Annotated in this window: 20 protein-coding genes; 7 read left to right on the top strand and 13 right to left on the bottom strand. The window is 47.9% G+C overall.

Annotated elements, in window-relative coordinates:
• The first annotated feature begins 17 nt into the window (after positions 1 to 17).
• From GOL65_RS13090 to GOL65_RS13075, 4 genes are all read left to right on the top strand, one after another.
• Positions 18 to 1,025: a zinc-dependent alcohol dehydrogenase gene (locus GOL65_RS13090; RefSeq protein WP_140919167.1), complete on the top strand. Its 1,008-nt coding sequence runs from the start codon at positions 18 to 20 to the stop codon at positions 1,023 to 1,025.
• Between the two features lie 162 nt (positions 1,026 to 1,187).
• Positions 1,188 to 2,630, top strand: coding sequence for an MFS transporter (locus tag GOL65_RS13085; RefSeq protein WP_140919166.1), 1,443 nt, complete (start codon positions 1,188 to 1,190; stop codon positions 2,628 to 2,630).
• A gap of 124 nt (positions 2,631 to 2,754) precedes the next feature.
• Entirely contained in the window at positions 2,755 to 4,131 is a 1,377-nt protein-coding gene (locus GOL65_RS13080; protein WP_140919196.1) for an MFS transporter, read from the top strand.
• A 35-nt stretch (positions 4,132 to 4,166) separates the two neighbouring features.
• Positions 4,167 to 5,081: an aldose epimerase family protein gene (locus tag GOL65_RS13075; RefSeq protein ID WP_140919165.1), complete on the top strand. Its 915-nt coding sequence runs from the start codon at positions 4,167 to 4,169 to the stop codon at positions 5,079 to 5,081.
• A gap of 79 nt (positions 5,082 to 5,160) precedes the next feature.
• Here the strand turns inward: GOL65_RS13075 and GOL65_RS13070 are convergent, their stop codons facing one another.
• The 4 genes from GOL65_RS13070 to lptF form a co-directional block, all read right to left on the bottom strand.
• A complete protein-coding gene (locus tag GOL65_RS13070; protein ID WP_140919164.1) occupies positions 5,161 to 6,681 on the bottom strand; it encodes a multicopper oxidase family protein in 1,521 nt (506 codons plus the stop codon).
• 146 nt (positions 6,682 to 6,827) lie between these two features.
• Positions 6,828 to 7,085, bottom strand: coding sequence for a hypothetical protein (locus tag GOL65_RS13065; protein ID WP_140919163.1), 258 nt, complete (start codon positions 7,083 to 7,085; stop codon positions 6,828 to 6,830).
• A 225-nt stretch (positions 7,086 to 7,310) separates the two neighbouring features.
• The gene (gene lptG / locus GOL65_RS13060) at positions 7,311 to 8,387 is read right to left on the bottom strand and encodes an LPS export ABC transporter permease LptG (RefSeq protein ID WP_140919162.1); all 1,077 of its coding nucleotides are present in this window, start codon (positions 8,385 to 8,387) and stop codon (positions 7,311 to 7,313) included.
• Positions 8,388 to 8,390: 3 nt separating this feature from the next.
• Positions 8,391 to 9,485 (bottom strand): LPS export ABC transporter permease LptF, encoded by a 1,095-nt coding sequence (gene lptF / locus GOL65_RS13055; protein WP_140919161.1) that lies wholly within the window; start codon positions 9,483 to 9,485, stop codon positions 8,391 to 8,393.
• A 237-nt stretch (positions 9,486 to 9,722) separates the two neighbouring features.
• On the opposite strand from lptF, the gene pepA reads away from it, so the two are divergent.
• The 3 genes from pepA to GOL65_RS13040 all read left to right on the top strand — a co-directional run bounded on the left by pepA (position 9,723) and on the right by GOL65_RS13040 (position 14,959).
• Positions 9,723 to 11,234 carry a leucyl aminopeptidase gene (pepA, locus tag GOL65_RS13050; protein ID WP_140919160.1) on the top strand — a complete coding sequence of 504 codons (1,512 nt, stop codon included), beginning with the start codon at positions 9,723 to 9,725 and terminating at the stop codon, positions 11,232 to 11,234.
• A 403-nt stretch (positions 11,235 to 11,637) separates the two neighbouring features.
• Positions 11,638 to 12,087 (top strand): DNA polymerase III subunit chi, encoded by a 450-nt coding sequence (locus GOL65_RS13045; protein WP_140919159.1) that lies wholly within the window; start codon positions 11,638 to 11,640, stop codon positions 12,085 to 12,087.
• A gap of 16 nt (positions 12,088 to 12,103) precedes the next feature.
• Positions 12,104 to 14,959: a valine--tRNA ligase gene (locus tag GOL65_RS13040; protein ID WP_140919158.1), complete on the top strand. Its 2,856-nt coding sequence runs from the start codon at positions 12,104 to 12,106 to the stop codon at positions 14,957 to 14,959.
• A gap of 336 nt (positions 14,960 to 15,295) precedes the next feature.
• On the opposite strand, the gene GOL65_RS13035 is transcribed toward GOL65_RS13040, so the two are convergent.
• From GOL65_RS13035 to GOL65_RS12995, 9 genes are all read right to left on the bottom strand, one after another.
• Complete coding sequence (locus tag GOL65_RS13035) at positions 15,296 to 15,610, bottom strand: type II secretion system protein N (protein WP_228723120.1); 315 nt, start codon at positions 15,608 to 15,610, stop codon at positions 15,296 to 15,298.
• Between the two features lie 224 nt (positions 15,611 to 15,834).
• Positions 15,835 to 16,167, bottom strand: coding sequence for a phage protein Gp27 family protein (locus tag GOL65_RS13030; RefSeq protein WP_140919156.1), 333 nt, complete (start codon positions 16,165 to 16,167; stop codon positions 15,835 to 15,837).
• A 141-nt stretch (positions 16,168 to 16,308) separates the two neighbouring features.
• A complete protein-coding gene (locus GOL65_RS13025) occupies positions 16,309 to 16,716 on the bottom strand; it encodes a Mor transcription activator family protein (protein WP_140919155.1) in 408 nt (135 codons plus the stop codon).
• A 10-nt stretch (positions 16,717 to 16,726) separates the two neighbouring features.
• A complete protein-coding gene (locus GOL65_RS13020) occupies positions 16,727 to 17,137 on the bottom strand; it encodes a gp16 family protein (protein WP_140919154.1) in 411 nt (136 codons plus the stop codon).
• Positions 17,134 to 17,409 carry a nucleoside triphosphate pyrophosphohydrolase family protein gene (locus tag GOL65_RS13015; protein WP_407657484.1) on the bottom strand — a complete coding sequence of 92 codons (276 nt, stop codon included), beginning with the start codon at positions 17,407 to 17,409 and terminating at the stop codon, positions 17,134 to 17,136. The genes GOL65_RS13020 and GOL65_RS13015 overlap by 4 nt, the downstream gene beginning before the upstream one ends.
• A gap of 1 nt (position 17,410) precedes the next feature.
• Complete coding sequence (locus tag GOL65_RS13010; protein ID WP_140919152.1) at positions 17,411 to 18,031, bottom strand: DUF3164 family protein; 621 nt, start codon at positions 18,029 to 18,031, stop codon at positions 17,411 to 17,413.
• Positions 18,032 to 18,186: 155 nt separating this feature from the next.
• Complete coding sequence (locus GOL65_RS13005) at positions 18,187 to 18,453, bottom strand: hypothetical protein (protein WP_140919151.1); 267 nt, start codon at positions 18,451 to 18,453, stop codon at positions 18,187 to 18,189.
• Complete coding sequence (locus GOL65_RS13000; RefSeq protein ID WP_179038342.1) at positions 18,450 to 18,587, bottom strand: hypothetical protein; 138 nt, start codon at positions 18,585 to 18,587, stop codon at positions 18,450 to 18,452. The genes GOL65_RS13005 and GOL65_RS13000 overlap by 4 nt, the downstream gene beginning before the upstream one ends.
• A 2-nt stretch (positions 18,588 to 18,589) precedes the next feature.
• On the bottom strand, positions 18,590 to 19,741 hold the full coding sequence (locus tag GOL65_RS12995; protein ID WP_140919150.1) for an ExeA family protein: 1,152 nt from the start codon (positions 19,739 to 19,741) through the stop codon (positions 18,590 to 18,592).
• Between the last annotated feature and the right edge of the window lie 6 nt (positions 19,742 to 19,747).

Below are 19,747 nucleotides of genomic sequence, written 5' to 3'. Positions count from 1 at the left end.
TGGTAAGGATCTTTATGATGAGCAAAGTCACAAATGTCTTATTCTCAGCGGTAGGGGAAGTGACCACTGAATATCACGATCTGCCGGTGAAGCCTCTGGCGGCCCACGAAGTGCGTATTGCACCCGTTTATCTGGGGATTTGTGGTTCCGATCTCCATGTTTTGGCTGATGGTCATCCGTTCGCTAAACCGCCCATTGTTCCGGGACATGAAATTGCCGCCGTAGTTAAAGAAATTGGCTCTGGCGTCACTAATGTCAGCGTTGGGGATCATGTGGTGGTTGACCCGATTATGGCCTGTATGGAGTGCAGGGCCTGTAAAGCCGGGCGCTTTAATCTGTGTGAACCGCCTCAGGTTGCCGGATTCCGGGCGCCGGGTTTTGCCCGATCTTCCCATGTAGTCCCCGCCAGAAACCTGCATATCGCACCAAAATCATTACCGATGAACGTACTGGCGTTTGCCGAGCCTGCGGCTTGTGCCCGCCACTGCGTTAACCGTATGCCTAAAGAGTCGCGTGAAATCGTGCTGGTTATCGGTGCCGGTACCATTGGTCTGTCAGTGATTCAGGCACTGCGCATTATGGGTGCAGAAAAAATCACGGTGGTGGAGCCGGACAGCAAAAAACGCGAACTGGCCATTAAATATGGTGCATACCGGGCGCTGGCTCCGGGAGAGCTGGCGGATGATGAACGCTTTACTGGCGTGATTGATGTTGTTGCCTCGCAGGCCACGATAACGGATGCCTGTACCAAAGTCATGGCGGGAGGAACCGTGGTTTGTATGGGCGTACCGAGCGGTCCGCGTGAAATTCCATTACCAAGCATGCAGCGCTTCGAACGGGATTTAATTAGCTCAGGTATGTATGTGCCGGAAGATTTTGACGTGGTTATTGGCTGGCTGGCGGATGGCCTGTTCGATACCACCGATCTGGTAACGGATGTTTTCCCGGTCAGTCAGGCATCGGAAGCATTTGCCCGTGCTAAGCAACCAACCTCAATCAAAGTACTGATTAAGTTTGAACAATAACCGGCTGTTGTCTGGCTACTTATAACCTTGTTGTTTGTTTATCTCCGGGTGGCTGAGTTCTGAATATAACCAAAGAATTAAACAGAACCTATCTGCCCGGCTTACCGGCTTTTCAGCTGAAAACAAAAATTAATCTATTACTGGAATAGTAAGGATACAAACATGACACAGACTTCAGCCCGAACGACATATCGGATAAGTCGCCCTCAGGATGTCATTGATATTGTCAATAATCATGCGGCACTGCGCTCGAATATTGGCATTGTTCTGATTGCGCTGGGTGGAATTTTAATCGATGCCTATCAGGCAGCGATGGTAGGTTTTGGTAACAAGTTTATTGCAGCAGAGTTTGGTATTTCCCCAGGGCTGGCGGCGACCGTTAACGCCTCAGTGTTGGTAGCGGCGCTTATTGGTGGTCTGTTGGCAAACCGGGTGATTAACACCTTTGGTCAACGTAAAGCCTTTTTGATTGGCATGGGGCTATGCACCATTGGGGCAGCGGCGGTGGCTTTTGCACCTAATATCTGGTGGGTTCTGGTATCGCGGGTGATTATGGGATTCGGCCTGGGTATCGACTTCCCGTTGGCAACCAGTGCAGTGGCTGAATTGCGCGGAACGTCGTCGAAAAAGTCGGGTTCTTCGGTCAACTTGTGGCAAATGGGGTGGTATGTATCCACTACCATTGTGTATCTGGTATTGATTCCGTTACATCTGTCTGAAGTAGCGGATGGTCAGTTATGGCGTTACGGCATCTTTATTGGTGCAGGCTTCGCCGTACTGGTCATGATTTTACGCTATGTATTTATTGGTGAGTCTGCCATGTGGGCAGCCAGGGTGGGTAAATATGCGTTGTCATGTAAGATGTTAAAGCAGCGTTATGGCATTGATGCCTCTGTGGGCGAACAAATCCAACAGCAGCCAGAAGGTGAACAAAAAGTCAAAATTGAAGGGGCGTACAGTATTTTGTTTAACCAGAAATATCGTCGCCGTACCATTCTGGGTTGTATTGTTGCCACCATGCAGGCATGGCAGTACAACGCGGTGGGGGTCTACTTGCCGTTGACGCTGGCGGGAATATTGAGCGGTGGGCTTACTGGAGCATTAACCGGTTCTGCGGTGGTGAATGCTTTATGTGGCGTAACCGGCGGTGCGATTGGTTCACTGATTGTCAGTAAGTTTGGCGCACGCCGCCAGTCGATGTTTGGTTTTGCCATGGTCACTATCGCGCTAATTGCATTGGGCTTACTGGCTACCACTAATCCGTGGCTGTCACTGGCATTACTGGGTTCAATCATCTTCTTCCATTCTGCGGGACCTGGTGGTCTGGGAATGACTATTGCAACGCTGTCTTACCCTCCAAGTATTCGTCCTGCGGGTGTGGGTTTTGCCCGGGCAATTATGCGTACCGGGGCGATTGCCGGATTAATCTTCTGGCCAATGTTGTGGGGCGCGTTGAACACTCAGGCATTTTTCTGGCTGGCGATTGTACCGTTCATCGGTTTTGCTACCTGTCTGTGCATTCGTTGGGAACCGATTGGTGCCAACGTTGATGCGGAAGACGAAGAAGTTTTGGCATTGATTGAATCTAACAAGCAGAGTCGTTAACACCATGCACCGGCAGAATGCTTGTTCTGCCGGTGACTGCTGCTAATCCTCAGCAATATCGTTGTTATTGGTCATAGCGTATTTATCGACTCAGGCTGGTAGCACGGAGGAACAGAGTATGGATATGGATAAAAATCATATTGCCAACGATGGATTACCTGATGCCGCCATGCGTAAGGTGGTTGCCGCCAGCTTCGCGGGTGCTCTGCTGGAGTGGTATGACTTTTTCATTTTTGGTACGGCAGCAGGGCTGGTATTTGGCCCACTATTCTTTCCACAGGAAGATCCAGTGGTTGGTACCATCGCCGCGTTTGCTACCTTTGGCGTAGGTTTTTTGGCCCGTCCATTGGGGGGTATTGTTTTTGGGCATTATGGCGACAAGATTGGCCGAAAAGTTACCCTGATCTGGACGCTGGTGATCGTAGGTATATCTACTTTCTTAATCGGATTATTACCCACTTACGCCAATGCCGGGGTTTGGGCTCCTGCACTATTAGTGGTTCTGCGGCTGGTTCAAGGCTTTGGTTTAGGCGGTGAGTATGGCGGAGCTGCGCTGATGACCATCGAATCGGCCCCTCAGAGTAAGCGCGGTTTTCTGGGGTCGTTGCCCCAAACGGCGGCGTCTGCCGGAATTATGCTGGCAACCGGGGTGTTTGCTTTATGTAATGGTTTGCTGACTCAGGAGCAGTTTATGTCCTGGGGATGGCGTATTCCTTTCCTGCTATCGGCGGTGATGCTGATTGTTGGTATGTATATCCGCATTCACACGGAAGAAACGGGTGACTTCAAACATGCTAAACGGGAAGTGATCGCGGAGAAACAGGCAATTCTGACGGTACCGATGGCTCAGCGAGATGACAACGGACAGCAGTGGAAGAAAAAAGAGTCATTACCGATTATTGAGCTGTTTCGCCGTCATCCTCGCAATATCTTTTTGGCGCTGGGGGCGCGTTTAGCAGAAACCGTCTCTTCTAATATTATCAATGCGTTTGGTATTGCTTATTTATCAACTCAGTTGGCAATGGACAGACAAATTCCTCTTACGGGGATGTTGATCGCCTCGGCGATTGGTTTAATTAGCTGTCCGCTAATTGGCTGGATTTCCGACCGGGTAGGGCAGCGGCCGTTGTATATGGCCGGTGCAGCTTTTTGTATGCTGTTCGCCTTCCCATTCTTCTTGTTGCTGGAAACCCAGCAGCCGCTGGTTATCTGGTTTGCCATGATTGTTGGCTATAACTTTGGCCCAACCATGATGTTTGCCGTTCAGCCGACCATGTTTGTCCGTATGTTTGGTACCAAAGTGCGTTATACCGGTTTGTCGTTTGCCTATCAGTTTTCCGCCATTCTCGGTGGGATGACGCCGTTAATTGCTTCATCGTTGCTGGCGTTAGGTGATGGTAAACCCTGGTATGTTGCCGCCTATTTTGCCGGAATATCCGTTATCTCTTTAGTTTGCGTGCAGTTAATTCGCGTGAACTACGGCGACCCTCAAACTAAATAATGATTAAAAATATTGCGAACAGAGGATGAATAAAGATGACTATGGTTTTAGATAACAACCCCTATATGGCAGTCAGACAAGCATTTGATGCCCCATGGGCTGGCCCACGTGGGCCAAAAGTGGTACTCAGTAAAGGCGCTATTAAGGCGGTGATATATCCTGAAGATGGCTGTCGTTTAACTTCACTTAATGCATTTGGTTATGAGTTATTGCGCCAGTGGAATCCACAGCGACGTGCTTTTCAATATGGCTGTTTCCCCATGATTCCATGGGTGGGGCGAATGGGAAATGCACAACTGGAGTTTGAGGGGCAGCGTTATTCATTGCCCATGAACAAAAACCCCCATGCTCTGCACGGTATGGCCTGTTTTGCTCCCTGGCAAATTATAGAAACCTCTGCGGATTCAGCCACGTTTAGCTTTAAATTAGAGCATCCCTGGCCTTGGCGTGGCGAGGTGATTCAACGTTTTGAACTACAGGAAGATGCACTGTTGGTCAGCCTGATGGTTAAAACAGAGAATGAATCGTTCCCTGCGGCGGCTGGTTGGCACCCGTGGTTTGCCAAGTGGACTAGTGACACTGAATATGTAACGCAGGCTCAGCCTGGTCATGAGGATGATGAGCTACAGGTTAGCTTTAATGCAGACTGGCAAGAAGAGCCTGGTGATAACGAACTGCCCACTGGCAAACGAATCGAACCACAGCCGGGCCCGTGGGACGACTGTTTCGGCTTCAATAATGGCATGTCTGCCACGTTACTGTGGCCGGGTAAGCTTCAGTTAAACATGTCATCAGCGGCGCCATCGATGGTGGTATTCAATAAACAGCCAGATGCTGCCTGTGTTGAGCCACTGTCCGGACCACCAAATAGCGTGAATACTGCTCCGACGATAGTGACGGTGGATAGGCCATTAGTCATTGAAACTCGCTGGGATATATCGATTGTTTAACGTTATCAAATCTGATTATGATTATCCGGCCGATTGTTCGGCCGGACTTTTCTGTCACTAATATTTTGCCAGTCGGTGATTAAATCACATTCAACTGTCCCATCATACCCAGGGTTTCATGCTCCAGAATATGACAGTGATACATACGTAAGCCTTTATGCTGCTGAACCAGCTTAATGCGTACTCGCTCATTAGGTTTCAGATTAATGGTGTCTTTATGGCCGATATATTCCGGCAGGCGCGACTGGCCGTTGAGCTGGTAGCTGACCACGGTAAATTGCGTGCCGTGCAGATGGAAGTTATGGTCCATATGGGAGTTATTGAAGATTTCCCATTCTTCGACTTCACCCACTTTACTGGTGAGATCGATACGTTTTGGATCGTGTTTTTTACCGTTAATCAGGAAGTTCATCCCGGACATGCCTTTGCCCATATCCATGGTTTCGGTGTATTCCAGCGTTTTTACCGCGCTGGCTTTGCCGATATTTGGCAGACTGGCCAGTTTTTGCGGTAATTCAGGCAATGAGCTCTCTTTCAGCTTAATGGATGCCAGTGAGCGGGTGACTTCTTCAGTAGTGCAACCCATCTTGCCGCGATCGTAAGCCAATGCCTGAAGGCTTTGGGTGCCGGATTTTTTTGGTACCACCAGAATTTCAGCTCGTTCACCCGGTGTTAGCAACAGGGTGGTGAGCTTATAAGGCTGTTCCAACAGGCCACCATCGGTACCAATCAGGTAGATATCCGCATCGTTCAGCGACAGATTAAGGTAGCGCCCCGAGCAGGCATTCCACAGGCGGGCACGGGTTGCCTGATTCAGCGTGATTTCCGGATGTGATGCACCGTTGATCAGAACAAACTGCCCCTCCCGACCGTTCATCCAGTCCATCATGGAGTTTGGTGCAATTTGACCGTCTTCACTGAGTTTTAAATCGGAGATTAGCCAGTTCTGTACAGGAATATGCGATAGCTGATCCTGTTTTGGCTTAACGATAAATACTCCGGCCAGACCACGAAATGCCTGTTCAGCCACGGTGTTATGTCCATGAGGGTGATACCAATAGGTACCGGCACAGCCTTCTGGCAGAGTGAATTTATACACGCGAGAAGCACCGGGAGCGACTTCGTCTTGCGGGTTGCCATCCTGATCCGGTGGAACCGGTAATCCGTGCCAGTGTACGGTAGTAGGCTGCGGTAATTCATTTTTAAACAGAATTTCTACCGTATCCCCTTCAAACACTTCGATGGCAGGGCCGGGGATCTGGTCGTTATAGGCCCAGAATTCGGTTTCTACCTGTGGGGTTAACTGTACCCGAACCGGTTTAGCCGTAAGGGATGCGCTGAAATAACCAGGCTTATCGTTGGTATTAAGCAGCTTTTTTAAATCTGGTAGCGGCAGGTTTTTGGGCAAAGCGGATTCTGGCAGTAAATTGCCGTTATGCATTCCCCCCATTGGCATATTGCCCATATCGTGACGGGACATGTTTCCCATGCCATGTCCGGAGGACATCTTTTCCATATGGTGAGGCTGTGCCATCACTTTAGCAGCGGCCATAGTGCCTACTGCCGCTGCAAGTTTAGTTAAAAATAGTCTGCGGTTCATAATGTTATCCTCATACTGTTCATCGTCGATGGTGAACAGAGCAATGATGCGCTTGTAACTGCATCATGCGATTGAAATCTGAAGGCTAAAGCAGAAATACAGACAAAAGCCCGATAAGTCGCTTTAACAGGTTTAAACGAGATAATTTAAACGTTGAGATTTCTGGGAGGATGGGGCTCTGGCTGAAGTGAGCGGGAGTGCCAACTGACAGCAGAGTTCAGATAAGGCTCATGACCTATTGAGGCAGAAACAGAAAATGACATAGAAGGAACGACAGAAAAACAGAGCATACAATGCGCATTATCATTGCAGTGATCTACCGGAGCATCATGCTGTGACATTGAGGTATGGTGTTCCTGAGTAACGGATACCGGGGCACAGGAGGCATCATGATTTGTAGCCATTGCAAACCCCGGTGCGCTGAATAGCACGGCCAGAATCAAAAGCAATTTGGGCAACAATGATAATTTCATGATGATAAAGGTGCTTTCCCTGTAAGTTAATCAATCGTTAATAGAGGCATGTTACTCGTGAGCATAGAGTGTTTCAATGCTCTTTAATCTTCTTTAATAATTAGCAGGGAAAGTAAAATGGCGGTGATATTCGTTATCACCGCCATTTGAAGACACTTAGCGTTTTTGTTTAAGCAGGAAAATACTGATAGCCAAAAACAGCAGGCTTGGTAATAACGCGCCGATAAATGGCGGTACACCATATACCAGACTGAGCGGACCAAAAATTTGGTCAAGCACATAGAAGATGAAACCAAAGCTGATACCGGTGACCACCCGAATACCCATTGGCACGCTGCGCAATGGACCAAAAATAAAGGACAGCGCCATCAGCATCATTACTGCCACCGATATGGGTGACAGCACCTTGTTCCAGAAAATCAGCTGATAGCGTGCAGATTCTTGTCCACTTTGCTTCAGATATTTACTGTATTCATACAGCCCGCTGGCGGACAGGGATTCCGGGTTCATGGCGACTACCCCCAGCTTGTCCGGCGTCAGGTTGGTTTGCCATTCTTCACTGAGGGTTTGAGTACCCACAATTTTATTTGGCTGGCTGAGGTCGGATTGATCTATCTGGAATAGCTGCCAGGTATTGCTGTTTTTATCGTAAGTGGCGGTACCGGCATAGCGTACCGACAGCAGCTTACGTTGTTTATCAAAATGATAAATGCTGACACCGGAGAGTTCGTCTTCTTTCACTACGTTTTGGATATAGATAAAGTCATTTTTATCTTTTGCCCATATTCCGTCGCGAGTAGAAAGCAGTGAACTACCGTACATCATTTGAGCGCGGGTATTACGAGCGGTTTGTTCACCTATTGGAGCAACCCATTCGCCAATCGCCATGGTAAGCAATACCAGAGGAATAGCGGTTTTCATTACTGCGGTTGCGATCTGCATCCGGGTAAAGCCAGAGGCTTCCATCACCACCAGTTCACTGCGGGTTGCCAGCGCCCCTAATCCTAATAGTGCACCCAGTAGTGCCGCCATCGGGAAAAAGGTTTCGATATCTTTTGGTACGCTTAACAGGGTGTAGAGGCCCGCACCCAGAGCATCATAGTCACCTTTACCAGTTTTACGCAGCTGATCCACGAATTTGATGATTCCGGACAGGCTGACCAGCAGAAACAGGGTACTCATGATGGTACTGAAAATGGTGCGGCCGATATAACGGTCTAAAACGCTGAACATAAATTAAACCGCTCCTCTCAGCCGGGCACGCAGGCGGCGGGAAGGTATGCTATCCCACAGATTTAGTAAAATACCCAAGGCTAAATAGCCAAGATTAACCACCCAAACCCAGATCATCGGATCGATTTTTCCACGGCTGGCATTCGATTTTAATGAGCTTTGCAGCAGGAAGTAGATTAAATACAGCAGCATTGCCGGTAGCATACTGACTACGCGACCCTGACGTGGATTCACTTCACTTAGCGGTACTACCAGCAGAGCCATCAATGGCACAGAGATAATCAGCGTTAAACGCCAGTTCAACTCGGCCTTAGCCTGATGGCTGTCTGAGGCCATCAGTGAGGACATGCTGGCTTGCTCTACGTCACTGTCATCAAACATGGCTTCCTGATGTCCGATAACTGCCTGATAGTGGGTGAAATCGGTAATGCGAAAGTCACGCAACAGGGCGGTGCCTTCATAACGGGTGCCGGTATCTAAAAAGATACGCTGATTGCCGGTTGGATCTTCAACGATATGGCCTTTATCTGCCACTACAACCGAAGGACGCTGATTGCCTGAAGGGCGTAACTGCGCCAGAAAAACATCAGTAAATTCGTTGCCTTCTACTTTGCCAACAAATAGCACCGCGTTGCCATCCTGAGATGGCTGAAATTGCCCTTCAACCAGAGCGCCTAAACTTGGGTTGGCTTTGGCATCGGCAATAATTCGTTCCTGACTCACTGCGGACAATGGCCCTAGCCAGGCTGAGTTTATCCCGGCAGCAGCGCCAGTCAGTATCGAGAGAGCCAGTGCGGCAATCAATAATACGTTTTTGCTTAAGCCGCAGGCATGCATCACGGTGATTTCACTCTCCGAGTACAGCTTACTGAAGGTCATCAAAATGCCTAAGAATAAGCTCAGAGGCAGAATGAGTTGCGCCATCTCGGGAATACCGAGGCCCAGCAAAGAAAAAATTAAGTTCGTCGGGATATCTCCCTCAACAGCCATCGACAAAACCCGTACCAGCTTCTGACAGAAAAAGATCAGAAGTAGGATAAACAGGATTGCGATTTGACTCTTGAATGTCTCCCGGATCAGATATCTAATGATTATCAAGTTAATTACGCCTGTGAAAACTTGTTTTTTTACAGGAAAGCCGATACTTTCATCGTTAATTCGCCATTTTTACTAACATCTACCATAATGGCAGCCTATATTGCTAATAATAGTATTAATGGGCATAAAATATTAACACTATTTGTGTCACGTTAATAAAAACCGCAGGGGCGTTACGGATGTGTCTATTCTATCCATAACTCACCTGCCTTGTCTCTTTAAGATTCAGGAGAGTGCATGGAGTTCAGTGTAAAAAGTGGTAGCCCGGAAAAACAACGTAGCGCCTGTATCGTCGTCGGTGTTTTTGAACCTCGTCGTCTGTCACCCATAGCCGAGCAGTTGGATAAGATCAGCGATGGCTATATCAGTGCGTTACTCCGCCGTGGTGAACTGGAAGGTAAGGTTGGTCAAACTTTATTGTTACACCATGTACCAAACATACTTTCAGAAAGAATTTTATTAATCGGTTGTGGTAAAGAACGCGAACTTGATGAGCGCCAGTACAAACAAGTAGTGCAGAAAACCATCAATACCCTGAACGATACCGGTTCAATGGAAGCGGTGTGCTTCCTGACTGAGCTGCACGTAAAAGGGCGCAATACTTACTGGAATGTCCGTCAGGCGGTCGAGACCACTAAAGAAGCGTTGTATATTTTCGACCAGTTGAAAAGCAACAAAGTTGAGCCTCGTCGCCCATTGCGTAAAATGGTACTCAGCGTACCAACCCGCCGCGAACTGACCTGTGGTGAAAAAGCTATTCAACATGGTCTGGCGATTTCTGCCGGTATTAAAGCGGCGAAAGATTTGGGCAATATGCCGCCAAATATCTGTAACGCCGCTTATCTGGCTTCTCAGGCTCGTCAACTGGCTGATGCTTTCAGCGAAAACATCGTTACCAAAGTGATTGGTGAACAGCAGATGAAAGAGCTGGGAATGGATGCTTACCTGGCGGTAGGTCATGGTTCTCAGAATGAATCGCTGATGTCAGTGATTGAATACAAAGGCAATCCGGTGACCGATGCCAAACCTATCGTTCTGGTGGGTAAAGGGCTGACCTTTGACTCGGGCGGTATATCTATCAAACCTGCCGAAGGCATGGATGAGATGAAATATGATATGTGCGGCGCGGCATCAGTCTATGGCGTAATGCGTGCAGCCGCAGAGCTGAAGCTACCGCTCAATATCGTTGGGGTACTGGCGGGCTGTGAAAACATGCCCGGTGGCCGCGCCTATCGTCCTGGCGATGTGCTGACCACCATGTCAGGGCAAACAGTAGAAGTACTGAACACCGATGCGGAAGGCCGCTTGGTATTATGTGACGTATTAACCTACGTTGAACGCTTTGAGCCAGAAGTGGTCATTGATATCGCTACCCTGACCGGTGCCTGCGTCATTGCGCTAGGCCATCAAATCACCGGCCTGATGTCGAATCATAATCCTCTGGCAACTGAACTGGTTGGTGCATCTGAACAGGCAGGCGATCGCGCGTGGCGCTTACCGCTGGGAGATGAATATCAGGAACAGTTAGAATCTAACTTTGCTGATATGGCCAACATCGGTGGTCGTCCTGCTGGTGCGATTACTGCGGGCTGCTTCCTCTCCCGCTTTACCCGCAAATACAGCTGGGCACATCTGGACATCGCCGGTACCGCATGGCGCTCTGGTAAAGCCAAAGGCGCAACAGGACGTCCGGTAGCACTACTAACCCAGTTCCTGCTCAACCGCTCAGGCCAAAGCTACGACGAGTAACAGGGACTGATATAAGCAGTGTGCTGTTTATTTCGGTTACCCGCATGACATGGTATTATCCTGTCAATTGATGTGATTAAAGGAGCACGCTATGCGTGCTCCTTGAGTTATTAAGTAATAAAAGAGCGATAATCGTAAACAGACTGGATACGTGCTCCTTTTTTAGTTATTAAGAAAGCTAATCGGAGGGAGAGATTGCCGTTGGGGTCGTAGCAGCTTCAGCTGCCGGAGCGCCCCTAGGGAATCTAGGCCCGACGCTCTCCGATATTAAGTACAGACGGTCTTCCGGCCAGGCACAAAGCAGAGATAAACACATTGCTCTTACGGCCGGAATATCCACAGTAGCTGACTTAAATGTATTTATCAGCAATCCCAATAAATAGAGCTAACTCCAACACCAACTATGAAAACAGCATCATTTTATCTACTCGACCACAGCAACTCATCACAGGGCCTTTCTGCCTGCGAGGTGCTGGCCTGTAGCGTAGCGGCTGAGCGTTGGCGCATGGGAAAACGCGTACTCATAGCTTGCGAAACCCAACAACAGGCAGAGCAGTTGGATGAAGCACTATGGAAGTTGGATACCGACCAGTTTGTTCCTCATAACCTGGCCGGTGAAGGCCCTAAATATGGAGCTCCGGTGGAGCTGTGCTGGCCCGGTAAACGCAGCAACGCACCACGGGATCTTCTGATTAATCTACAGAGTCAATTTCCGGATTTTGCTACGGCATTCTATGAAGTGATAGACTTTGTTCCACATGAAGACGATTTAAAACAGTTGGCGCGCGAACGTTATAAAGTTTATCGCAGCGTCGGTTTTAATCTGTCTACGGCAACGCCGCCAACCATCTGAATGATATAAAAATACCATGGAAAAAACATACAACCCGCAAGAGATCGAACAGTCCCTTTATCAACATTGGGAAGAGAGTGGCTACTTTAAGCCAAATGGCGACACCAGCAAAGAAAGCTACTGCATCGTCATTCCTCCACCGAATGTCACCGGTAGCCTGCATATGGGACATGCCTTCCAGCAGACCATCATGGATGCCATGATCCGCTATCAGCGCATGCAGGGAAAAAATACCCTTTGGCAGGCAGGGACTGACCACGCAGGTATCGCTACTCAGATGGTAGTGGAGCGCAAAATTGCCGCCGAAGAGAACAAGACTCGCCATGATTACGGTCGCGAAGCGTTTATCGACAAAATCTGGCAGTGGAAAGCAGAGTCAGGTGGCACCATCACCGGTCAAATGCGCCGCTTAGGCGCATCGGTAGACTGGGATCGTGAACGTTTTACCATGGATGAAAGTTTGTCCAATGCGGTAAAAGAAGTATTTGTTCGTCTGCATAAAGAAAACCTGATTTATCGCGGCAAACGCCTGGTTAACTGGGATCCAAAACTGCGTACGGCAATTTCCGATCTGGAAGTAGAAAACCGTGAAACCAAAGGTTCCATGTGGCATCTGCGTTACCCGCTGGCGGATGGCGTAAAAACTGCTGATGGTAAAGATTATCTGGTGGTTGCCACCACCCGTCCTGAAACGTTACTGGGCGACACCGGCGTAGCCGTTAACCCGGAAGATCCTCGCTATAAAGATCTTATTGGTAAGTTTGTGGTACTGCCGCTGGTCAACCGCCGTATTCCGATCGTGGGTGATGAACATGCGGATATGGAAAAAGGTACCGGCTGTGTGAAAATCACCCCAGCCCATGACTTTAACGACTATGAAGTTGGACGTCGCCACGGGCTACCGATGATCAATATTCTGACCTTCGACGGTGATATCCGCGATAGCGCAGAAATATTTGATACCAATGGTAAACCAAGTGAAGATTATTCTGATGAACTGCCGTCTGAGCTGCGTGGATTAGAACGTTTTGCTGCGCGTAAAGCCGTAGTTGCTGCCTTTGATGGCCTGGGCCTGCTGGAAGAGATTAAACCACATGACTTAACGGTACCTTATGGCGACCGTGGTGGTGTGGTTATTGAACCAATGCTAACCGATCAGTGGTATGTACGTACTGCTCCACTGGCAAAAGTTGCTATTGAAGCGGTTGAAAACGGTGATATTCAGTTCGTACCTAAACAGTATGAAAATATGTACTTCTCCTGGATGCGTGATATTCAGGACTGGTGTATTTCACGTCAGCTATGGTGGGGACATCGTATTCCTGCATGGTACGACGCGGAAGGTAACGTATACGTTGCCCGTAACGAAGAAGAAGTGCGTAAAGAGAATAACATTCCAGCCGATGTGGTACTAACCCAGGACGAAGATGTGCTGGATACCTGGTTCTCATCCGGTTTATGGACCTTCTCAACATTAGGCTGGCCGGAAAATACTGAAGATCTACGTACTTTCCATCCAACCAATGTACTGGTAAGTGGCTTCGATATCATTTTCTTCTGGATTGCCCGCATGATCATGCTGACTATGCACTTCATTAAAGATGAAAACGGCAAGCCACAGGTACCGTTTAAAAACGTTTATGTTACTGGTCTGATTCGTGATGACGAAGGGCAGAAAATGTCCAAATCCAAGGGTAACGTTATTGACCCACTGGATATGATTGACGGTATTTCTCTGGAAGGGCTGTTAGAAAAACGTACCGGTAACATGATGCAGCCGCAGCTGGCGGAGAAAATCCGTAAGCGTACCGAGAAGCAATTCCCGAACGGTATTGAAGCTCATGGTACTGATGCCTTGCGCTTTACCCTGACGGCATTAGCCTCAACCGGTCGCGATATCAACTGGGATATGAAACGCCTGGAAGGCTATCGTAACTTCTGTAACAAGCTGTGGAATGCCAGCCGCTTTGTATTAATGAATACTGAAGATCAGGATTGCGGTCAAAACGGCGGAGAGATGGTGCTTTCGTTGGCGGATCGCTGGATTTTGGCAGAGTTTAACCAGACGGTGAAAGCCTATCGTGAGGCGTTGGATAGCTATCGTTTCGATATGGCTGCCAACATTCTGTATGAATTCACCTGGAACCAGTTCTGTGACTGGTATCTGGAACTGGCGAAGCCGGTGATGAATTCAGGTTCTGAAACGGAGTTGCGTGGTACTCGCCATACGCTGGTTCATGTACTGGAATCATTGTTGCGTTTAGCGCATCCAATCATTCCATTTATCACTGAAACTATCTGGCAGCGCGTGAAGCTGCTGAAAAACATCACGGCAGATACCATCATGCTGCAACCAATGCCGGAATATGATGCGGCACTGGATGATAAAGCAGCACGAGATTCTCTGGAGTGGATTAGAACGGCGATCGTTGCAGTACGTAATATTCGTGCTGAGATGAACATTGCGCCGGGTAAACTGCTGGATGTGTTACTGCGTGAAGCTAATCCGATGGCACAAAGCCGGGTGATGGAAAACGAGAACTTTATTAAAACCCTGGCGCGTCTGTCGTCGATTACTATTTTGCCAGCCGGTGATAAAGGTCCGGTTTCTGTGACTAAGCTGGTAGAAGGTGCAGAGCTGTTAATTCCAATGGCGGGTCTGGTAGATAAAGCTGCCGAATTGGAACGTCTGGCGAAAGAAGTGACGCGCATTGAAGAAGAAATTGGCAAAATTGAGAGCAAACTGGAAAACGAAGGCTTTGTTTCTCGAGCTCCGGAAGCGGTAGTGGCTAAAGAGCGTGAACGTTTAGCGTCCTTTATTGAAGATAAAGCCAAGCTGCTGGAGCAGAAGGCAACTATCGCTGCGCTGTAATTTGGTGAAAGACTGCAAGTAGTATAAAAAAATGGCCCTGTCATAAATGATAGGGCCATTATGTTATGCACATCAGTAACAGATTTCATATCGAGGCATACGGGCTGCTACTGTATCATCCTTGATAGTGCGATATTCCTTTACATGCTCCTTGCTGTTTAACTTAGCGCTTCCTGCGATTTTTATGTCAGAGGTATAGGTCATCCCTGATTGTGAGCCTGTCCATTTAATACATCCTGCTTGTATATAGCGTGCTTCCTTACAGAGATATCATCCTTGAAGATTAACTCCACATTTTTGCCTGATTATACCAACGGGGTTAGGGGGACTTCCTGACTAGACTGCGTGTCCTTTCATATAGTCAGGCTGTTTCAATTTTACGGTTTCCATGTTGCCTTTATTACGCAGGTGGATGCTATCTTTATCAATAGAATCAACAAATACATCACTGTAACCTTTAAGCATTTCACCAACGCGATAGTTAATTTCTTCGCTTCCTTGCTTAAGGGTTGCCATAGATAAATCTGTATCATCACTATAAACAATGGCACTGACTTCTACTGCGACAGGTGGAGCCTGAATAGCTGTCTTAGCTGCGCTTGTTGGCTGATTAAATAACGTCAGATTTGCTGGTTCAGCGGTAACCTCTATTTTTGCTTTATGGGGGTGTTTAGGTGTGCTGCTTAAGGCATAGCTTTTGTGGTTGTCATAAGTGTGATAAGCCTGAAAAGCACCAAATCCGAAAACAACAGCTATCTGATTAGAAGTGAGATAAATACTACAAGGTCTGCGTGATAATTATGGAATGAAGTGTCGAATTAGGGAAACTGGTGAAACGACTTCTGAAAAATCGTTTCACATATTGAAAGGAAAAATCAGCCCAAATATATCCATTTTAAAAAACGATCTGCATCTTTTAAAACTGATTCTATATCACCATCATGATTGATTGCTATCGCAGATTCTAAACATCTTGCACGCATATCTGGCAAACTACTTTCATATCCTTCATCCTCGTTCAGACCAAGAATTTCCAGTCTATTAGATTGTGCATATCTAAATATCGCTGATTTGGAGACAAAGAAGCCCTCGTCTTTTAACCACGATTCCAGATATACGTAATCACTAAAGTTGTTATCCCGAAGCTGAGTATTCAATTTCTGCCTAAGCTCCACAGGAAGCTTAAATACACTATTAATTCGTCCCATCAATATACCCTCAGTTGTTGGTATCAATCATATTGGCCATTATTGTACTGTTCGGTATGCTCTCGCTCTGCCTGTCGTTCCAGATGCAGGCAGAGCAGGAACCCCATAATAAACCCGGTTAAAAATAGCCAGGCACCCATGCTATTCCTCCCCTTTGTTATCCATTTCGTCATCATCAAACTGACCATCATTGGCTACAAAGAGATCACCCTGCATCTTGGTAAGGGTCTCTTTGCGTACTCGCTTAACGATGCGGTAAACGCTCTGTAATGAGATACCGAACTTACGGGCGACATCAGCATGGTTTTTACCATTGAACGCTTCAAAGATTTCCAGGTGCGTTTTAGCCGTTTCAAGCTGTGCTCCCTGAGGCATATAAACCAACTGACCACCCCAGGCTTGTGCCACCTGTAATGCGACTTCCTGGCTTAGAGCTTGCACCTGTGTATCACTAAGGTTCAGCATTTCTTTAGCTATATGGTTAATCAGGTCGGCCAGGCTAATAAGCAACTCCGGCCCCTTACTTCGAAAAATGGAATCATCAGACATAAAAGCCTCCTCAGGCTATCCGGTTGCGCCACTTCTTCAGCCTTTCAATGACTGCTGAAGCCTGAGCGCTACTAATCCATTCAACCCGACCAATATCGGTACACTTATGGACGAAAGCATTCATCGCCCGATCGGAACGGTCACGGACTTCACCGATATCAGCTAACTCAAGCCACAACCCACGGATCATGGATATTTGTCGCTCTATGGCACTCTTGGGCTTATCTGGCACAGGTTTACTTTTCACCTTAAAACCCAGCTTTTTCATGGCGCTAAATACCCGGTGTAATGCCGCGTCACTCATTTCCAGGGTAGATTCCTTTCCACCATGAGAAAGTAGAAGCGATCGGTACGTTTCGTTATCCAGGCACAGGTCACGTTTAGCCACGTGGATGATGCGGATTAGCTCTTTTCGGTTCATACGCCACCATCCTTCAGTAGCTGATTAAGCCTTTCGAGCTTTTGCTGTTTGAAGAAATCAATCAGTTGGCCCATTCCATTCTGCCGGTGCTGTTCGATCATGATCTCGACATCGGCGATTTCCTCCGCCATGGCTCGTTCGTCGCCCCGGCACAACAAATTACGGATAACGGCCGCAGACAGTTCGCTGGCTTCTTCAGCCAGTTTGGCAAGTTGAGCATCAGCCCCATAGCGCTGTAGTGCCTTCCTGTATAGCTCAGTCTTATTAACCATCTCAAACCCCCGCCACATCAAGAGAAACTGGTTGATACTGTCCGTTGCTGTCACGTTCGTAGACACGGATATAACTGGTTGAGTTAACAACCTGAACCGACTCACCAATAGCTTCCATGGCCCGTAACCAACGGGAGTCAGTAATGTCATAACGGCGCAGACCAAGAACACGCCCGGTGCTGATGTTGCCTTCCTTATCTTCAGCAAACGCCTTCTCAACAATGATTTTGATTTCTGGCCCGGAACCTGCTGTCCACTCCTGAAGACATTCATCAATCAGAGAACGTGCCGCCTGAAGGCGTTCATCAAAGGCAATGCGCTCCTGAATGGCACGTTGCACCTTGTAGCGACCATCAAAAGAGTACAGGGTCAAGTTGCCTTTCTTGCCGCCCAGTCTGGTGTCATACTCTTCAATCGACAGGTCAACAAAAGCCTGAATATCGCCGAAGGATTGCGCCTTAAAGTCTGACAGGGCTTTATTAACACCTTTGGCATTAGTCACAATTTCACGAACCAGACTGTCTCTGGCTTTATCGATAGGCTTAATCAGTGATTCAGGTACCAAATAACCTTTTGCATCCTGCCAGTAGCCATCAGGTAAGGTTAATGCGTTGTTTTTCATTATTAAATATCTCCAATTTTCAGATTTTGGGTGTGCGATGCCTGCCGGGTAAACGGCAAATTAAATCAATACATTATTTTGGTTCCGGCTAAGTTAAGTAATTCAGTGTGTTACAGCCATTACCCGGTTAATTCATCATACTGGCAATATATTCATTAGTGAGTACGGGGCTTCTCCTCAAAAATAAGCGTGGAAGCATCCACATCAATGGAAAGTTTAATCTGGCCATCAAGGTGAATGGTCTTTTTGATAGCCTCACATAGCTGTTTTGCGTCCTGGTGGTCCAGAGCATAAAAGTAAGAACCAAAAATGCGCCCGTCAGGACAGGTAAATGAAAATGTGAAGAGACGATAATCCATTCCGTCATGCTGAATAACGTATGGCAGCTTCACAAAATCAGGTAAAGCATGGTTTGCGCTCATGCCAGCCCTCCAATCATTCCCAATATAGCCAGGATGATTAACCCGACAGAGGCCAGCCACACAACCAGATGGTCAATACGCGATAATTTGCGATATTGCATAACATCTTTACCGGTCAGCTTATGGAATGTCATGGCTATATCCCCTTAATCACATCGGCATTGACTGCCGGAATACCGAATTCAGCGGCCAGGTTCATGGCGGCAATCACCAGGTTACCCACGGCCAGCGGATAGAGCAGACTGATATCGCCACGGCGGGTGGAACTGCTTAATCGGGCTCTGATAGCGTCAATCGCGCCTTTATCCAGAACGTCCTGGACTTCCTTTCCGGCTCGTGAGAATTTGAAGGTCATAAAATCTTCCAGGTGGCTATCCAGCGGCAGCAGTTCAACCACTTCACAGCGCTGTACAACCTCACGCACCTCCTGATTACGCTCTGACAACTTCAGTTTTAATTCCGGCTGACCAATCAGTACCACCGACAGCAGCTTTTTAAACCCATCTTCCAGTTCAAAGAACCGCTTAAGGTGCTTCAGGGTTGGTATGGGTAGTGAGTGCGCCTCTTCAATCACCAGTACATGATTGAACCCCGCACGGGCAGACTCCTTAAGTAACCGGTGCAACTGACGGAAACGGGCTTCCTGTGAGCGCTTAACAGATTCCAGCGGGGCGATGGTATGAATAATCGCTTCGGCAATACTGTTGGCCTTCAGTGTCTTACCCTTGGCATCATTATCTTCCATAGCAATGATGTAAGGCTCAATTATGATGATGGGCGCGTTCTCCCGGTTAATCCGGTCAGTCAGGTCTCGGCGTAAAGTCGTTTTACCTGCGCCAGACTCACCAATGACCGCAATGAAACCACCGTGCCGTGCAGTCTGATAGAGAGCCTCACGGACATAGCGAATATCAGGGGTAGTAAAAACATCCTGGCTGTTTTGCATAACGTCATCAGCGAACGGGTCACGAAATAACCCGAAATGCTTCTTGGCGGCTGGATTTAATACCTGTTTTGCCAGTAACATAGTGTCGTCCTTATTGGTTTGGGATGCTGTACTGGTACAGGGAGTGGCGACTTCCTGTACCGCTTTAAACGAGTCTTTCGTATCAATCGCTTTACCTGTTAAAAAATCGATAATTCGCTGCTTAAGCTCCTCCTGATGGTGCTTTGGCCATTGATTGTGGTTTAGCAGTTGAGCAATGGCCGCCGCCGACACACTAACGGCCTGAGCCATTGTGCTTTGCGCGATACCGTGTTGTTGTAACTGCTGCTTAAGTACCAACATATCCGC

It is taken from the genome of Limnobaculum xujianqingii (assembly GCF_013394855.1).
Classification (GTDB): Bacteria; Pseudomonadota; Gammaproteobacteria; order Enterobacterales; family Enterobacteriaceae; genus Limnobaculum; species Limnobaculum xujianqingii.
The sequence above is the reverse complement of the archived record's forward strand: the minus strand, read 5'-3'. Positions and strand labels throughout refer to the sequence as shown.

Coding starts and splice junctions, on each gene's coding strand:
- GOL65_RS13090 (WP_140919167.1), top strand. CDS start 18: ATGAGCAAAGTCACAAATGTCTTATTCTCAGCGGTAGGGGAAGTGACC.
- GOL65_RS13015 (WP_407657484.1), bottom strand. CDS start 17,409: ATGGTTAATAAGACTGAGCTATACAGGAAGGCACTACAGCGCTATGGG.
- GOL65_RS13025 (WP_140919155.1), bottom strand. CDS start 16,716: ATGTCTGATGATTCCATTTTTCGAAGTAAGGGGCCGGAGTTGCTTATT.
- GOL65_RS13005 (WP_140919151.1), bottom strand. CDS start 18,453: ATGAGCGCAAACCATGCTTTACCTGATTTTGTGAAGCTGCCATACGTT.
- GOL65_RS13040 (WP_140919158.1), top strand. CDS start 12,104: ATGGAAAAAACATACAACCCGCAAGAGATCGAACAGTCCCTTTATCAA.
- GOL65_RS13020 (WP_140919154.1), bottom strand. CDS start 17,137: ATGAACCGAAAAGAGCTAATCCGCATCATCCACGTGGCTAAACGTGAC.
- GOL65_RS13030 (WP_140919156.1), bottom strand. CDS start 16,167: ATGGGACGAATTAATAGTGTATTTAAGCTTCCTGTGGAGCTTAGGCAG.
- GOL65_RS13065 (WP_140919163.1), bottom strand. CDS start 7,085: ATGGCTACAAATCATGATGCCTCCTGTGCCCCGGTATCCGTTACTCAG.
- GOL65_RS13070 (WP_140919164.1), bottom strand. CDS start 6,681: ATGAACCGCAGACTATTTTTAACTAAACTTGCAGCGGCAGTAGGCACT.
- GOL65_RS13085 (WP_140919166.1), top strand. CDS start 1,188: ATGACACAGACTTCAGCCCGAACGACATATCGGATAAGTCGCCCTCAG.
- GOL65_RS13010 (WP_140919152.1), bottom strand. CDS start 18,031: ATGAAAAACAACGCATTAACCTTACCTGATGGCTACTGGCAGGATGCA.
- GOL65_RS13045 (WP_140919159.1), top strand. CDS start 11,638: ATGAAAACAGCATCATTTTATCTACTCGACCACAGCAACTCATCACAG.
- GOL65_RS13000 (WP_179038342.1), bottom strand. CDS start 18,587: ATGACATTCCATAAGCTGACCGGTAAAGATGTTATGCAATATCGCAAA.
- pepA (WP_140919160.1), top strand. CDS start 9,723: ATGGAGTTCAGTGTAAAAAGTGGTAGCCCGGAAAAACAACGTAGCGCC.
- lptG (WP_140919162.1), bottom strand. CDS start 8,387: ATGTTCAGCGTTTTAGACCGTTATATCGGCCGCACCATTTTCAGTACC.
- GOL65_RS13075 (WP_140919165.1), top strand. CDS start 4,167: ATGACTATGGTTTTAGATAACAACCCCTATATGGCAGTCAGACAAGCA.
- GOL65_RS13080 (WP_140919196.1), top strand. CDS start 2,755: ATGGATAAAAATCATATTGCCAACGATGGATTACCTGATGCCGCCATG.
- GOL65_RS12995 (WP_140919150.1), bottom strand. CDS start 19,741: ATGTTGGTACTTAAGCAGCAGTTACAACAACACGGTATCGCGCAAAGC.